Origin of the sequence: Haloferula sp., from assembly GCF_049672945.1 — a bacterium.
Lineage (GTDB): Bacteria > Verrucomicrobiota > Verrucomicrobiia > Verrucomicrobiales > Akkermansiaceae > Haloferula.
The window spans coordinates 12,348-28,440 of sequence record NZ_JBATWY010000161.1 but is presented as its reverse complement, the minus strand read 5'-3'; the positions used below and the strand labels follow the sequence as shown (position 1 = coordinate 28,440).

General features: G+C 58.6%; 13 protein-coding genes. 7 read left to right on the top strand and 6 right to left on the bottom strand.

Features of this window, described 5'->3' with window-relative positions; genetic code table 11:
* Nucleotides 1-18: 18 nt before the first annotated feature.
* On the bottom strand, nucleotides 19-1,809 hold the full coding sequence (locus WBG04_RS14115; protein ID WP_424315093.1) for an L-fucose isomerase: 1,791 nt from the start codon (nucleotides 1,807-1,809) through the stop codon (nucleotides 19-21).
* Nucleotides 1,810-1,868: 59 nt separating this feature from the next.
* Nucleotides 1,869-3,200, bottom strand: a complete 1,332-nt coding sequence (gene fucP, locus WBG04_RS14110; protein WP_424315092.1) for an L-fucose:H+ symporter permease — start codon at nucleotides 3,198-3,200, stop codon at nucleotides 1,869-1,871.
* A gap of 263 nt (nucleotides 3,201-3,463) precedes the next feature.
* Here fucP and WBG04_RS14105 point away from each other — a divergent pair, with 263 nt between their 5' ends.
* On the top strand, nucleotides 3,464-4,237 hold the full coding sequence (locus tag WBG04_RS14105) for an AraC family transcriptional regulator (protein ID WP_424315091.1): 774 nt from the start codon (nucleotides 3,464-3,466) through the stop codon (nucleotides 4,235-4,237).
* Here WBG04_RS14105 and WBG04_RS14100 read toward each other — a convergent pair.
* The 3 genes from WBG04_RS14100 to WBG04_RS14090 all read right to left on the bottom strand — a co-directional run bounded on the left by WBG04_RS14100 (nucleotide 4,195) and on the right by WBG04_RS14090 (nucleotide 6,906).
* On the bottom strand, nucleotides 4,195-5,256 hold the full coding sequence (locus WBG04_RS14100) for an acyltransferase family protein (protein WP_424315090.1): 1,062 nt from the start codon (nucleotides 5,254-5,256) through the stop codon (nucleotides 4,195-4,197). The genes WBG04_RS14105 and WBG04_RS14100 overlap by 43 nt on opposite strands.
* 91 nt (nucleotides 5,257-5,347) lie before the next feature.
* On the bottom strand, nucleotides 5,348-6,412 hold the full coding sequence (locus tag WBG04_RS14095; protein WP_424315089.1) for a LacI family DNA-binding transcriptional regulator: 1,065 nt from the start codon (nucleotides 6,410-6,412) through the stop codon (nucleotides 5,348-5,350).
* A gap of 146 nt (nucleotides 6,413-6,558) precedes the next feature.
* A complete protein-coding gene (locus WBG04_RS14090) occupies nucleotides 6,559-6,906 on the bottom strand; it encodes a hypothetical protein (RefSeq protein ID WP_424315088.1) in 348 nt (115 codons plus the stop codon).
* On the opposite strand from WBG04_RS14090, the gene WBG04_RS14085 reads away from it, so the two are divergent.
* From WBG04_RS14085 to WBG04_RS14060, 6 genes are all read left to right on the top strand, one after another.
* Nucleotides 6,872-7,498: a sensor histidine kinase gene (locus WBG04_RS14085; protein WP_424315087.1), complete on the top strand. Its 627-nt coding sequence runs from the start codon at nucleotides 6,872-6,874 to the stop codon at nucleotides 7,496-7,498. The two genes, WBG04_RS14090 and WBG04_RS14085, sit on opposite strands and share 35 nt — an antisense overlap.
* Nucleotides 7,495-8,139, top strand: coding sequence for a response regulator (locus WBG04_RS14080; RefSeq protein ID WP_424315086.1), 645 nt, complete (start codon nucleotides 7,495-7,497; stop codon nucleotides 8,137-8,139). Before WBG04_RS14085 ends, WBG04_RS14080 begins: the two co-directional genes overlap by 4 nt.
* A 46-nt stretch (nucleotides 8,140-8,185) precedes the next feature.
* Nucleotides 8,186-9,586, top strand: a complete 1,401-nt coding sequence (locus tag WBG04_RS14075) for a hypothetical protein (RefSeq protein ID WP_424315085.1) — start codon at nucleotides 8,186-8,188, stop codon at nucleotides 9,584-9,586.
* Between the two features lie 157 nt (nucleotides 9,587-9,743).
* Entirely contained in the window at nucleotides 9,744-11,237 is a 1,494-nt protein-coding gene (locus WBG04_RS14070; protein ID WP_424315084.1) for a sulfatase-like hydrolase/transferase, read from the top strand.
* A 143-nt stretch (nucleotides 11,238-11,380) separates the two neighbouring features.
* Complete coding sequence (locus WBG04_RS14065) at nucleotides 11,381-12,352, top strand: formylglycine-generating enzyme family protein (protein WP_424315083.1); 972 nt, start codon at nucleotides 11,381-11,383, stop codon at nucleotides 12,350-12,352.
* A gap of 141 nt (nucleotides 12,353-12,493) precedes the next feature.
* Nucleotides 12,494-14,074 carry a hypothetical protein gene (locus WBG04_RS14060; RefSeq protein WP_424315082.1) on the top strand — a complete coding sequence of 527 codons (1,581 nt, stop codon included), beginning with the start codon at nucleotides 12,494-12,496 and terminating at the stop codon, nucleotides 14,072-14,074.
* A gap of 874 nt (nucleotides 14,075-14,948) precedes the next feature.
* Here WBG04_RS14060 and WBG04_RS14055 read toward each other — a convergent pair.
* The gene (locus WBG04_RS14055; RefSeq protein WP_424315081.1) at nucleotides 14,949-15,704 is read right to left on the bottom strand and encodes a type II secretion system protein; all 756 of its coding nucleotides are present in this window, start codon (nucleotides 15,702-15,704) and stop codon (nucleotides 14,949-14,951) included.
* Nucleotides 15,705-16,093 lie beyond the last annotated feature (389 nt).

The following is a 16,093-nucleotide window of genomic DNA, read 5'->3' as shown; positions in this document are numbered from 1 at the left end:
TGATTCCGTGGGCTGAACTCACCCGCGGCCGTAGAGCGGCCCGAAGTTCTCGCATGCACGGAAGTCCGCTCCCTCACGGTTCTCCGTGCCAAAAGCGGTCCAGGCACTGGGCCGAAAGACTCGCTCCTCCGCAACATTGTGCATGTAGACCGGAATGCGCAGAATGGAAGCAAGCGTGATGAAGAGGTGACCAACGTGACCCGCTGTTAGAACACAGTGATTGGCACCCCAGTGGTTCATCACATCGTAAGTCGAGGAAAAGGCTCCCCTTCCCGTGAGGATCGGCGCAAACCACGTCGTCGGCCAGGTCGGGTTCGTTCGATTGTCGAGGACATCATGGACATTTTCAGGCAACTCCACGGTGTGACCTTCCGCGATCTGGAGACAGGGGCCCAGTCCGGCCACGAGGTTGATCCGGGTCATGGTGGAAGGCATGCCTCCCCGTGTCTTGAAGCGGGTGCTCATTCCCCCACCAGGAAAGTACTCGGTGATCGAGGGATGCCAGGTGGTCGCCTTCAGGCATTTCTCCACTTCCTCATCGGTAATGTCCCAGAAGGGCTTCATGGTCGCCTGCCCTTCGGCCTGCTGTTCGCCGGTCCCATCGAGAGCCGCGGGGCCGGAATTGATCAAGTGAAGCAGGCCGTCCTCCGCATCGCCCTCGAGTTGATACCCATCGCAGGCATCCGCAACCGCGGCCGGGCTCCAGTAGGTCCGGAGATCCGCAAAGATCTGGGCGGTATTGGTGAGCAGGTGACCGAACAACATCGTGGCACCGTTCAAGGCGTCGTTCTCCGTCGCGAGAATGTAAGGAGCACGCTTCCCATTCCAGTCGAAGGAGCTGTTCAGAATCGCCTCCATGAAATCGCCATTCGGGAAGTGATCCGTCCACTGCCGTTGCCCTTGGAATCCGGCAGCGATGGCCTGATGTCCCTGCGCCTGTTCTCCAAGACCCATTTCCGCGAGCTTCGGGTTGCCAACCATCAGGTCGCGGGCGATGAGGGCCATCTTGACGCTGGTCTCCCACTCGCCGTCGAGCTGCTCGCGGGGGCGGGTGGTTTCAGGCGAGTTGTAGTCCTTGCCCTCAGGACACTTGGCCTTCACCCAAGTCAACGCTCGCTCATATTCCTCACCGTCGAACCATCCTTTCTGCAGGCGACCGACGAACTCGGTCATGTCGATGGCTTCAACCCGCATGCCGAGCCATTTTTCCCAGAATGACTGGTCGACGACCGAGCCGGCGATGCCCATCGAGGTGCCACCCATGGAAAGATAGGACTGGCCGCGCATGAGGGCAACAGCGAGGCCGCAACGCGCGAAATCGAGGAGCTTTCCACGCACGTCAGCCGGAATTTCGGACTCATCGGCGGCCTGCACATCGCGACCGTAAATACCGAAGGCAGGAATCCCCTTCTGTGTGTGCCCGGCGAGGACGGCCGCAAGGTAAACCGCTCCAGGACGCTCGGTGCCATTGAAGCCCCAGATGGCCTTGGGCACATGGGGGTCCATGTCCATCGTTTCCGATCCGTAGCACCAGCAGGGTGTGACGGTCAGCGAGACACCAACACCTTCGCGGCGGAATTTCTCCGCACACGCGGCAGTTTCCGCGACGCCCCCGATACAGGTATCGGCGATCACACATTCAATCGCCGTTCCGTCAGGATAGCGGAGTTCGTTGGCGAAGAGTTGAGCGACGGACTTGGCCTGCTGCATGGTCCGCTCTTCGAGGGACTCGCGCACGCCGCCGAGGCGACCATCAATCGTCGGACGGATACCAATTTTCGGATGGGTGGTGAAGGCTGAGAGGTTCATGGATAGGTTTGCGTGCTAAGGATCAATATCGGGTTGATGAGGTTTTGCCGTCCTGGCTGTTAGACTCTGACGGCCTGCTCACCGTGTTCGTGATGAATGCGATAGGTACGGATGCCGTAGATCGCGATGACGACAAAGCAGATGAACGGCAGGATGAAGGAAGCCCGGGTGGATGAGAGCAACTCAAACTGCTGATCCATGATCCAGCCCTGCATCGGTGGCATCAGGCAACCGCCACCGATTGCCATGATCAGTCCGGCAGAGCCCAGTTTTGCGTCGTCGCCGAGACCATCGAGAGCGATGCCGTAAATGGTCGGGAACATGAGCGACATGCAGGCGGACACACCGATCAGGCAGTAGAGACCCGCCATGCCCTGAATGAAGATCGTGCCCAAAACAAGTAATCCGCCGCCAACCGCAAGCCCAAAGAGGAGTCGTCCGGGACTGAAGTATTTCAGGATGTAGGTGCAGATGAAACGTGAGGACACGAAGATGATCATCGCGATCATGTTGTAACCTTGAGCCACTGCGTTGGTGAGACCGAGTTCATTGGCGGCGTACTGGATGATGAAGGTCCAGCACATGATCTGTGCACCGACATAGAAGGCCTGCGCGATCACTCCTTCGCGGTAACGTTTGTTGCGGGTCAGTCGACCAATGGTCGCACCCGCATTCAGCTCTTTATCATCTTCCCCGGCCAGCTTCGGAAGCTTTGCCAGCGCAAAAACGACCAGAACGCCCAACACCACAAGACCAAGGACCGTGTAGGGACCGATGATCACGTTGAGATCGCTCTGCTGGATGGCCGTAAAGGCCTGAGGATCTCCCTCCAGTAGCGTTCGACGCTCGTTCTCAGTAGCGGGATCAAGCCTGGCGAGGATGAAGGTCTTCGCCACAAACATCCCGGTGAGCGAGCCGAGTGGATTGAAGGCCTGAGCAAGATTGAGGCGCCGAGTGGCGGTGGACTCATCGCCCATCGATAGGATGTAGGGGTTCGCGCTGGTTTCCAAAAAGGACAGCCCGCAGGTCATCACGAAATAAGAGATCAGGAAGGCCCAGAAGGCCATCATGTGTCCGGAAGGAATGAAGAGCAGGCAGCCTACGGCATAGAGCGTCAGTCCTGTTAGGATACCCGCCTTGTAGGAGAAGCGCTTGATGAAGAGCGCGGCGGGAATCGCCATGAAGCAGTAGCCACCGTAGAAAGCGAACTGGACCAGCGAGCTTTCAAAATTGCTGATCAGCAGGATGTTCTTGAAGGCCGCCACCATCGGGTTGGTGATGTCATTCGCAAAGCCCCACAGGGAAAACAAACTCGTTACCAGGATGAAGGGGAGAAGGAAGTGGGCTGCGATGACCTTGGTCCTGCTGCCGGGCGCTTGTGAATCGCTCATGGGTTTTGGATGATGGGGAACTCCGAAAAAATCGAAATGGGTTGATTGATGCTTGGCTGGAGACGCCGGCGTGTCGGCACCGCCTCCGGACGGAAACCGTAAACCTTGGAAGCCGATCAGAGAATGGATTGAATTGACGAATAGATGGATATTTCTGACTTTTATTCGTGCCATCCAACACCCCTCACCCACCATTCATTTCAGCTGACACTCACGAGGGACAGTATTTGTTCCTCGATCGCAGACCGCTGGGAAATCCGAGCATGGCACTGGTCTGCGCCGGGCGAGAGGTCTGCAAGCCGGACTACCTGATTGAACGCGCCAGCTTCGAATATCACGTCATTGAGTTCGTGGTCAGCGGCACGTGGACTTTGGAGTGCAGGGGAGGCACCAGGGAGCTGAAGGCGGGAGCACTTTTCACTTATGGGCCCAAGGTCGAATACACGATGGCCGCGGGAAAGCGCGGTGAATGGATCAAATATTTCGCCGCCTTTACCGGAAGCTCTGCCGCGCGTCTGCTCGCTGAATCCGGCCTCACCATGGGCGAAGTACGATATGCACAACCCCGCCGCTGGATCCATCAGTTGTTCGACCAACTCGTCGACAGTGCCAACATGCCCCCGGACGATGCTTGCGAGATCGCCAACCGAATCACGGAGTTGATTCTGCTACGGACCCACTTGGATGGACGGGAAAGCGAGGATGCTTCCGGAGCGAGCGAAAAGACATACGTTCGATGTCGTGCCTTCATTCGAGATCACTATTTGACGGTTGGTTCGGTGGCCGAAATTGCCGCTGGCTGCAATCTCGATCCTGCCTATCTGGCACGCCTGTTCAAACGGCACTCCAAGGAGCGTCCGCTGCAGTTGTTGAATCGGCTCAAGACCCAGCATGCAGCCGACCTCATCATGCGGCGAGGGTTCGGAGTCGCTCTAGCAGGTCAAGCAGTCGGATTCGGCGACCCTTATCACTTTTCGAGAGTCTTCAAACGGGTTCACGGCATTTCACCCGGAAACCTGCGCTCTTCTTCATCATAGGCGTGTGCGAAGGGCTTGGCGCACAGCGGATTCATCCCCACCACCTGCAGCGGGAAACTCCAGTTCCAGCGCTTCGGAAAATCGATCAGCCAATGGAAGATCCCGAGCAGTATCAGTGAGATCCCGCCGGCATAAAGATGGAAGGTTCCCGTCCACGCCGACTTGATCGACGGATAACCAAGCGTCGCACACGTCCATCCCGCGAGGATCAGGCCAGCGCCGATTCCGAGAAACAGCCCGACAGTGCGAAGATGGGGCTCGGCCTGCCGTTTCAGATAGTCCCCGGCAAAGGCCCCGCCGAGCGTCAGCGCCGAGGCGGAAACGATGCAAAGCAAGCCCTCGGGATCAAAGTCCTTTCGATAGAGCTGTCCGGAAAGCAAGTGCCGGTCGATCCACCCGTTAATAGAGCCTTCCGGCGTCAGAACCCCGGCCCCATGGCCGGGAACGGGGACCAGCAGCTGCAGCACCGCGACCCCAAGCATCACCCCCACAAGAATGATCACCCGGGTCGATCGGGTGGCGACAAAGGTCCACACCAGAGCCGCAATCGCATAGGCCACCCCGATCTGACCAAGCACGCTGGCGACCCTCAGCTTGTCGAATTGGAAATTCAGCAGGCCGTTGTAGATCATGCCGAGAAGGACCAGCAAAAAGGCCCGCCGGAGAATCCCGAGGGCCACCCCTTTGCGCGCGGCTCCTCGTTCAAGCTTGTTGCCCACCGACCACGGAATCGCCACGCCCGAAAGAAACATGAACAACGGAAAGATCAGGTCGTAGCCACGCAATCCCGCCCAGGGAACGTGCTTCAACTGAACCACCACCGCATCACGGATCGAGCTGTCACTCGCCTCGGCAAGGCTGCGAAAGACCCCCTCGAGACCGATGATCCAAAGCATGTCGAAACCACGCAAGGCATCGAGCGAACGGAGCCGCCTGGTCTCGTGATGAACGCCCGCCTTCAAGAAGCGGAATCCTAATCTAACATCATCAGAATCAAAACTCGAATCTTCCGAATCCATGCCCCTTCCGGAAGCGTTTCAGACCACGCCCACCACTCGAGTGAACCTTCCCAGGTTGGGATGCGTTCGACCCAGTCAGTTCCGTCAGGCGCTAGTGCTTGACCGCAAATTCCGGGGGAGCCGCCACCGACTCCCGATCGATCAGACGCGAGGGAAACAAGGTCAGCGATTCTTGAGGGGGCTCCTCCTTTGACTTATTCCGAATCCGCTCGAAGAGGATCTTGAATGCCGCCACCGACATCTTCTCAATCGGCTGCTCAACCGTGGTCAGCGGCGGATCCACCAGACCCGACCATGGCTGCTCACCGAAGCCGACCACCGACACGTCATCAGGCACGCGAACCTTCATCCTGCGCAATTCCGCCAAGGACCCGAGGGTGATTTGAGTGCCTAATGGAATAATCGCGGTTGGTCGGGAGCCTACCGGGAGCCTCATCAATTCCGCGGTCGCCCGTTCCGCTGTTTCGACCAGATAATCCGATCCCTTGATCCAGTCTTCGTTCACGCTTAGCCCGCACTCCTCCATCGCCAACCGGAATCCCCGGATCCGCCCGCGGTCGAGATGCGCGGATACCAGCCCGCGGATGCAGGCGATCCGCCGGTGACCTGCCTTGGCCAGATGCAGCACCGCCTGACGCGCGGCATCGCAGTTGTCATTCCCGACCATCGGCAGGCCCGACCCCGGCACCACCCGGTCGATCACCACCGATGGCACTCGCGAATTGCGCAACAGCTCCAAAGCTTCCACAGCCTCTCCAACCGGCGCGAGGATCACCCCATCGACCCGATGCCCGACCATGGTCCGCACGGCGTCCGCTTCCACCCCGGAATCCTCCTGGGCATCCGAAAACAGAATGACGTGGTCGATCTCCCGCGCCATGGCGTCAATGTAGCGCGCCATTGAGGCGAAGAACTGGTTCGAAATGTCGGGCATCACCAAGCCGATGGTGCGGGTCGTTCGCATCCGCAGGGCGCGCGCCATTTGATTGACCACCATGCCGGTCCGGCGTGCCTCCTCGAGGACCCGCTCTTCGGTCTTCTTGCTGATCCGGTACTTCCTTGCCTGGCCGCTGAGAATCCGGGAAATCGTTCCGGGAGAGAGCCCCAATCGTGCCGCGAGGGTTGATAGATCGGGGGTTTCGGAAGAGTCACTCATGGAATGATCGGAGGGCTTTCGGCCCGGCGCACACGGATTCTCATCCGCAGACCTAGCGACATTGAACCGATCACAGGCCGCCGTCTATCCATTGTTTGCCCCCAATCCACGCTGTTTCCGTGAATTCCTCCCCAAGCCACCGCCCTTCAGCAGAACAATCGGCGCGGATTCTCGCTCACCGCCTGCCTGGCCTCCGCCATGGAAAGCCCGGCATCGACGAGCCGCGAAAGCCCGGCGTCGAAGCCCTCCACGACCGGACCATTGTCCATCTGGCCCAGATCGGAACTCAGGATCACATGACCTGCCCCGATCTCCTGAATCTCCGCCACCATTCTCTCCGGAGCGCAGGAGAAACAACCGGGAGTCATCGCCAGCATGCAATGCTCGATCACCGCGCCCAGCCCGGTCGCTTCCCGCTGCATTTCCACCGGCATCGCCGTCACATCCAGCGTGGCATGCGTGAGGACCAGTCGTTCGATCTTTCGCTCGCGCATCGCCCGCGAACTTCACGACACCGTCGAACAAGAACTCGCCGGCATCGGCCTCCAACTCGACCTCGCCCGGGCCCGGGTGGAGCAAAGCCCGGACCGCATCCGCAGCGCCCTCGACCTCGCCCAGAGAATGCTCCGCCGCACCCAGCAGGAAACCCGCAGCTCCATTCAGGACCTCCGCTCCGGTCGCCTCGAACTCGCCGACCTTTCCACCGCGCTCCGCGAAATCGTGCGCCAGATCGGCGAGGAAAAAGACACCTCGATCCGCACCGACATCGACCCGTCACCACCCCACCTCCCGGCGATCGTCGAGCACAACCTGCTCCGCATCGCCCATGAAGCACTGAACAACGCCATCGACCATTCCCAAGCCACGCACATCGATCTGAGCCTGCGCACCAACGACGACTCCCTCGCCATCGAAGTCCGCGACGATGGCCGGGGCTTCGATCCCACCATCATCAAACCCGGCCACTTCGGACTGCAGGGCATGCGGGAACGCGCGCTCAAACTTCGCGCCACCCTTCAGGTCACCAGCGAGCCCGGCAACGGCACGCTCGTCCGCATCGAGCTTCCACTGAAATCCGAGCCATGAGCGATCAAGCACCCTCCCCCACCATCTCCATCCTGCTGGTCGACGATCATTTCATCGTCCGCATGGGACTCTCCGCCTCGCTCGAGGAAGAACCCGATCTTCATGTCATCGGCGAAGCCTCGACCATCGCCGAAGCCCTCACGCTTTTCGAAAAACAGCAACCCGACGTCGGCATCATCGACATGCGCCTGCCGGACGGAAATGGCGACGAACTCGTTGCCACCATCCGCGAACGCTACCCCTCGGTCCGCTGCCTGATGCTCAGCGTGAATCAGGGCGAAAGCGACATCCAGCAGGCCGTCAAGGCCGGCGCGGTCGGCTACCTCGCGAAATCCGTCGAACGCACCGAACTGCTCGAAGCGATCCGCCAGATCGCCGCCGGCGAATCCTATTTCCCCGAAGCCATCCGCCGCGAAATGGCCCGCGCCCAGGCCCGCCCCGAACTCAGCCCGCGCGAGCATGAAGTCCTCCTGCTCGTCGCCGAAGGCCTCCTCAACAAGGAAATCGCCAGCGAACTCGGCCTCGCCGAAATCACTGTCAAACAACACGTCAGCGCCGTGCTCAGGAAGCTCGGCGTCCAGGACCGCACCCAGGCCGCCATCACCGCCGTCGAACGCGGCATCGTCCGCCTCGGCGACTAAGCAGAACTCCTTCCTAACAACCCCAACCACAAACCAAAACCATATCATGTTTATCGGCTCTCCCGTCATGCCAGACGCCCTCTTCAACGACGGCATCGAAACCACTCTCGACGCGATGCGCGAACTCTCCGGCATCAACTGCGTGATGACCTACTCAAACAACTACGCCAGCCGTCAGTACCGCCCGAACTTCGCGCCTCCGATTGACGGGGTCTCCGGCCATGAGGTCACCGACCTCTACGTCCGCACGCACGAGAAATACTACACCGACACGCCGTTGCGCCAGCAGAGGAACCCGGACGCGCTGTGGTCCGACCGCGACCTGATCGACGAACTCTGCGAAGCCGCCAAACCCCGCGGCATGGATGTCTACGCCCGGATCCTCGAGCCCTACGTCATCACCGGAGCAATCCCCGGCTTGGAAGCCTGCGCCGAAATCGATGCCAACGGCGAACCCGGCAAGAACGCCTGTTTCAACCACCCCGACTACATGGCCTTCTGGGAAGCGGTGGTCACCGATCTGGTCGAAAGCCACCCGGAAATGGCCGGCTTCAAGTTCGGCCAGGAACGCGGCGGCCCCTTTCTCACCGCCCTCGGCGGCACCCCGGCCACCTGCTTCTGCGAGTACTGCACCAAGCTCGCCAAACAACGCGGCCTCGATCCCTCCGCCGCCCGCGAAGGCATGCTCGCCCTCCAGAAATACGGCGCGGATCACCGCCAGCCACTCGCCGAGACCAGCGACGACCGCCGCCCGCGCGACGGCTACATGGTCACCCTGCTCCGCCTCTTCAGCCGCCACCCCGGCCTCCTCGCCTGGGAGCGCTTCTGGATGGACTCACGGGAAAACCAGCGCCGGAGAATGTATGCCGTCATGAAGAAAATCCGACCCACCCTGCAGGTCGGCTGGCACATCGATCACGGCATGAGCTGGGATCTCATAACCCGCGCCACCTGGGACTACGCCGACATGGTCGCCCACTCGGACTGGCTCAGCATCGGCCTCTACTTTGATTGCATGGGGCACCGCTCCTTCAGCCACTTCCGCAAAAACTACGAAAGCGTCATCTTCGCCGATGCCCGCCCGGAAACCGCCTACCACATGTATCTCAGCGCCCTCGGATTCGACCCCGAGGTCGAACCCAAATATGCCAGCCAGCTCGAAGAAGCCCTCTCGTTCAGCGCCGAATACGTCTACGCCGAATCCCGCCGGGCGATCGCCGGAGTCAAAGCCGCCAAGGGCAAAACCAAAATCTACTCGCGCATCGGCTTCAACGTCCCCTTGAAACCCACCGTCGAAGTCTCGGAAGAAGAGGCTTACCAAGCCACCACCCGCGCCCTTCAGGCAGGTGCCGACGGCCTCTGGGTGGGCCGCGAATGGGACGAACTCAAACCAGCCAACGCCGCCGCCCTCGGCCGCGCCGCGCGCGACTGGATGAGCAAAAAATAACGCCAAGCTCCGACCGCTCGAATGTGTAGGATCTGACCCAATCGCGATTGGTTCATTCCATCCCTCAGACTTTGATGATGGGCTCCCCTTCCGGCGGTCGCGTCCCCCTGGGATCAACTCCGAATGATTCGCCGCATCCGCCACCCAACTCATTCCCATGAATGTCCTTCTGATCACCGCTGACGAAATGCGAGGCGACTGCACCGGCTACATCGGCAACCCGGACGTCAAAACCCCGCATCTCGACGCTCTGGCTTCAAGCGGCACCGTCTTTGAAAACCACTTCGCCCCCTTCCCCAAGTGCGTTCCGTCGCGCTGCTCGATGCACACCGGCCGCTACACCCACACCGATGGCCTGCGCACCGTCTCCCCCGCCAACCACCTTCCCAAAGGAATGCCAAATCTCGGAGAGTTCCTGCGGACCCAGGGATTCGAAACCGCCGTGCTCGGCATCAACCACCTCTGGGAGGACTCCTGGTTCTACGGCGAAGGCGATCGCCAAAACAAACGCGGAGGCGGCGCCGTCGACTACACCTCCTTCACCGAGGACCTCGCCCCCCTTGCCAAAACCAAGCGCAGCTACCCACCCGGAACCCCACGCTCAGGTCCTCACATCGACGCCCTTGCCGAAGTCGACTACCAAGGCCTCGTCACCGGCACCACCGAAGCCTTCTGCGACGAAAACCGCGCCGATCAGGCCTGCTACTTTCTCAAGCAGGTGCGCGATCCGGCCAAGCCCTTCTTCCTCCAGCTCAACCTCAGCAAACCCCATCCGCCCTATGGCATTCACGAGCCGTTTTACTCGATGTACGACCCGGCTGCCATCCAGCCCTTTCCCCACGGCCTGCCCACCGGAGCCTCCCTGCCCCTTCGCGCCCAGCGCGAGTGGCGCCTCGGCAATAATATCCCGACCGACTCACTCCGGGAACTCCAGGCCATCTACTACGGCATGATCAGCCTCGCCGACGATCTCGTCGGCAAAGTCCTCGCCACCTTGAAGGAAAGCGGCCTCGCCGAGGACACCCTCGTCATCTTCACCTCCGACCACGGCGACTTCGCCGGCCAGTACGGCATCAATGAAAAGTGGGACGCCTCCCTCCAGGACTGCCTCCTTCGCGTGCCCATCCTCATCGCCGGACCTGGTGTTCCCTCCGGCAAACGCATCCAAGGACTCAGCGAACATGTCGACCTTCCCGCCACCATCCTTGAATTCCTGAAACTCACCCCGCCACCCGACTGGGTCTGGCACGGCGAGTCACTCGTCCCCACCCTCGATGGCGGACCGACCAAAACTGCCGTCTTCGCTGACGGCGGTCACGAAGCCGCCATGCGTGCCCGCTTCGACGCCCCGGTCTACAAGGAAGAACATGGCAAACGGGTCAAAACCGTCGGCGGCAAGCAACTCACCTACCAGCAATGCCCCGACGCCATGGCCCGCTGCAAAATGGTCCGCACCGAGGAATGGAAACTCGTCATCCGGGAAACCGGCGGCAACGAACTCTTCCACATCGCCGATGACCCCGACGAAATGACCAACCTCTACGCCGACCCCCAGCACGCCGCCATCGTCAGCGATTTGCAGCTCAAACTCATCGAGTGGTGCCTGCGAACCGACACCGACCGCCCCTTCCTCAAAACCTTCGGCGCCTGAACCACATCGGAGACCGAGTCACCTAACAAGCTCTTCGCACCAGCAGTTATGCCATAGGTCCCACAATTTCATCGAGACCCCGCCTCAAGAAATTCCTCGCGCTAGATCGAACTAAGCTTACGTAGAACGATCCCCGACCCGTCATGAAAACCAAACACATCGTATCACTGCTCCTCGTTCCTTCTCTTACTCACGCCGCCTTGGTGAGCCCATTCGGCGCGGAGGAAATCAGCGCGGAACGCTCAACGCTGAAGAGTGAACGTAATTTGTCGACCTCGATCGAAAGCCCCACCTCATCGAAGTTCCTCCTGATTCCAGCGGGAACCTTCATGATGGGCTCAACACCTGAAAAGCTCGAGATCGCCGCGCGTGAAAAGCCCGAGTGGTGGGACGAAGCAGCCACCAAAAGCCAGCTCGCGCCCGAGCAACCGACGCATCCCGTCACGATCAGCCAGCCATTCTACATCAGTGAAACCCTTGTCACCATTGATGACTACAAGCAGTTTGTTGAAGCCACGGGTTACAAGACCCTTCCCGAGCGCGATGGCAAAGGTGGCATGTATTATCAAAACGGGACCCACCAAGCGCCGGAATTCCTTTGGCATAAGCCGCACCCCGACCACAAATTCACGGGCAAAGCGCCGGTGACCCAGGTCTCCTACGAAGACGCCATCGCCTACTGCAAGTGGCTTTCCGACGAGGGCAAGGCCACCTATCGCCTGCCGACCGAGGCCGAGTGGGAGTACGCCGCGCGCGCCGGAACCGATTCCGTCTGGTTCTTCGGCGACGACCCAGCGGACTTTGACAAGTTCGTCCATCGCGGCAAATTTCCCAGCGACGTTGCACAGAAAAGTCCCAACGCCTTCGGTCTCTACGACGTCCATGGAAACGTTTGGGAATGGTGCTCGGACTGGTTTTCGCCGAATCTCTTCACTGTGGATCCACGCACTGATCCCGTCGGTCCGGATGAAGGAAACAAGCGGGTCCGCCGCGGAGGAACCTACGCCACCGGGCCGACCCAGTCCCGCAGCGCCTTCCGCAAGGGTAGCCCAAGCGAATACCGCGGCCTCCATGTCGGATTTCGGGTCGTGCGCGAAATTCCTTCTGCAGAATAACTCCTAACTTCTCTTTTTCTTCGGAGGTTCGGACCGCGTTTGCAAAGATCTCATGGTCTCGTGCTCCGATCATCAAGCTGAAAATCAGCACCTAGAAGAGCACATGACCGGCTTGGCAAACTTTGCCTTGAGAAAACCCCAATGAAACTTTTCCCGGCCCTTTCGATCGCTCTCGGACTATTTGTCGGCAGCGTTCAGGCGACACCTGTCTCATACCGCTCCATGGCCTTTCCTCGTCCGACGGGATTGGAAGCATGGATGATCGACGAAGGCGCCGCGCTCGGATTCAACGACGTCTGCCTGCACACCGAATACAGCAACCAGGAAAGGCAGATCCTCGCCGCGCGTGACCATCTGGTCGAAACCGGCGCACTCGAGAAGATTGAGCAGCAAGGCATGACGATCAGCCTCTGGACCCGGGAATGGGTCGACGTCGACGAGAGTTGGGGGGACCTGAGCACTGACAACCCGCTGGTGTGGGAGAAAGTATCCGATCGCTACGATCGCATTCTGGACGTCCTTTTCCCGGAAGTGGACTACCTCGTCTTCATCACCGCCGAAACCAAGATCGACCTCGAAGGCGAAGCCTATTTTCGGATGGTGAATCTGGTCCACGAAAAATGCGTGAGCCGTGGCAAGAAGCTGATTCTACGAAACTTCTCACACTCACCCAATGAACTCAATCAATGGCCGGAACGAGCCAAGCGACTGCCGGACGACATCATCATTCAGACCAAGTGTGTGCCGATCGACTGGTCATTGCGTGCCAAGGCCCACCCCTTGATCGGAAAAAGTCCGGGACACATCGAGTTCGTCGAATTCGATGCCGGCGGCGAATACTTCCGTCGTGACCACATGGCGGTTTGCGCCACCGAGTATTTCGAACCGCTCTACAACGATGCCGAACAGCACGGGATGAAAGGGATCTCGATCCGTGTCGAGCGCTACGACCACCACGTCTTCGCGCATCCCAATTTCATCAATACCTACTACTTGTTAGGGCGAGCCACCGGTGCCTTCAAGAATGCGGATGAAGCCTGGAAGGCGTTTACCGAAAGCTACTATGGCAAGGAGATCGCAGCGGAAATGGAAGCGATCCTACGACCCACCGGCGAAGTCTTCGCCGAGTCCATCCATATCCTCGATGACATCTTCGGCAACAGCGCGCGGGATTACCTCGGCGCATGGAAAGGTGACCCGATCATTTCAGAACCCTACGGCTGGAGCTACAGTCCACGCAATTGGGCAAAGCCGTTGTTTCCCGACTATGACAACTCCCACTTCGAAGCCATCGATACCGGTGCCCCCCGCATCGTCGATCTCGAAACCGCCGCCTACAAGACCCAGCTTGAAAGCATCAACCAGAGCATTCGTCGCCTGGAAGCCCTCAAGCCGAAACTCGATGAGAACACCTACCTCCTGCACCAATGGCTGCTTGAGGAAACCCGCTTCCACCTGATCCTGATGGAAGAGGCCACTCTGGCCTGGCTCTACATCAAGCGAATCGAAAGTGGCAACGCCGGGGATATCGACTCCACCAACCAACTGATCGACCAACATCTGGAAAAGATCAAAGCCCTCATTGAGCAGACCAGCGAAGCCATCGACATCCAGTGGCGCGGACGTCACCACAAGGCAACACGTGGCGACTACTACGACCTGCCCCGATTGCTTCGCGACTTCACCGACTGGCGGGTCAAACTGGAAAATCAGGAGAATTGACGGGGCCCAGTTCCTCAACTGCAAAGCCATTTCCCCCCAGACAAACCGTGCTCTTCTTGTCATCATCCGCCCCACATGCCGCAGTTGATCTTTCCCACGACATCCCGATCTTGGAAGGTTACCAATCTTCTCAACAGTGGCATACCATTGGCACACCGAATCTGAAGCTTATCATCCTCCCCAACATAAAAAAGCTGAACAGAAGTGCCACCGGGGGGACTCGAACCCCCACGCTGGTTACCCAGCAACGGATTTTAAGGTCTTTAGGGTTCTATTTGTGCAACTGGCGCTTGCAGTCCTCGCTGTAGCCGTGCCGTCCATAGCGGCAGGTGCGGATCAGTTCCGAGCATTCCGTCAATAAGATCTCATTCGTATCTGCCATAGGTATCGAACCTATCGTGGATATGCTCAGGACTGAAAGACGGGGTCGGTTTGGCGCTTACGTTAGTCAGCGTCTTAGCACTGCTTCCCAAATGGTTGAACACGGGAACAGTGTCCTAAGAAAACTTTGGAAGTTTGCCCGCGGTTTCAGCCTTACTATTTGTTGCGGCGACGCCCATTATCGTAAGACAGAAAACGGCCACTGTAACAAAAGAGCGATGAATGATCTATTTGTATGAGAAATTGGTTTTCATGACCAATCTCCAAGGCGCAGTGGCTTGAGCGTTTGGGCCGCATTCTCTTGAGCCATCTTCTCCGCACCGAAGGCATTCAGCCTTGTATGAGAACCGTTTCTACGCCCAACTAATCGCAGGACGCACAGGACCGTTCCCGGGAAAAAGAGCCATTCAGCGTGTTCCATGGAGAACGCGCCTTGCGCGGCGAGGAGGAAACCAATATGTAACAAGTTGTCCGAGCGCCCCGCTCAGCTTCTCTACCAGAAGACTTTGGCAGGGCCGTTGTAGCGTTGTTTGACGGATTTTCCGTCAACCCACTCAACATGACCATCGATGTAGCCAACGTGCACACCCAGTGGCTGGTTGTCTCGAATGAAATTTCCGACCACCTTGCCGTTGAGAATCCGGCAGAGGTCGGCGAAGAGCACAGGATAAGCCGCCTCCTGTCCAAGGCGCTCGGGCACCCAGCGAACAGCAGTCTTGTTTCCAACTTGGTAAGTCACCCGTTTTTCGATTCGGTCCCAATTGTCAGGCTCCTCGAAACTACCATTGATCCAGGAGTAGTTTGCGTTGTTTTCTGACCGATCGTTGATTAGGCATGTGTAGCCGAAGACTGAGACGTGGTCTTGCCAGTCCCACATGTCTCGGTCTTGGCAATGGTCAAGACCATCGGGCTTCCAACAATCGTTCGCAGCAGAATAGGCATTGCCTTTTGAAATGCCATAGTCATCACGGAATTTTCGTGAGATGAGATAGGGATAGCCGCGGTTTGCGTGGATGTCCACGAAGCGGCCGTGGTTGTCAGAGGCTACTGCGAGGGCAGCAGTGGAAAGATTTCGAATATTATTGATCGAAGCGGCCTTGTGACCTGCGAGCTTGACTCGACCATAGCCGACGAATGCCAATGCGGCGAGGACAATGATGATGACGATAACAACCATCAGCTCAACGAGCGTAAAGCCACGTCTCCAACGTTTATTCCAAGTATTGCTATTTCGGCGCTCAATTTTCATGGGTAAAGCGATAACTCTTTAAACTTAGTTTTGCAAAGAATTAATGGTGTCAACGTATCGGGAAGGAAGCACCAAGTGTTTTGGGTCTACAAAAACTTTGTATATTCATAATGTGCCTTCGGACCTCGATACCGATGCATGTATATTAAACTGCGTTGAGTACAAAATGCGGTGCAAGAATTGTATCGAGGAGGAGCAGGTTTGCTGTTTTTCTCAGAATATCCAGAGGCTGACGGGCGGAACATGCTGATCTGATTTCCGATCAGTATTATATTTGGACTTCATGCGGGAGAGTTCATAGTTGGAGATGCTTGTTGCTCCCGAAAATTTTTCCGTCAGAAACAGATCCGCCGAATCCTGCGGAGCAGGAGCGGCAGAGAGATCCGACC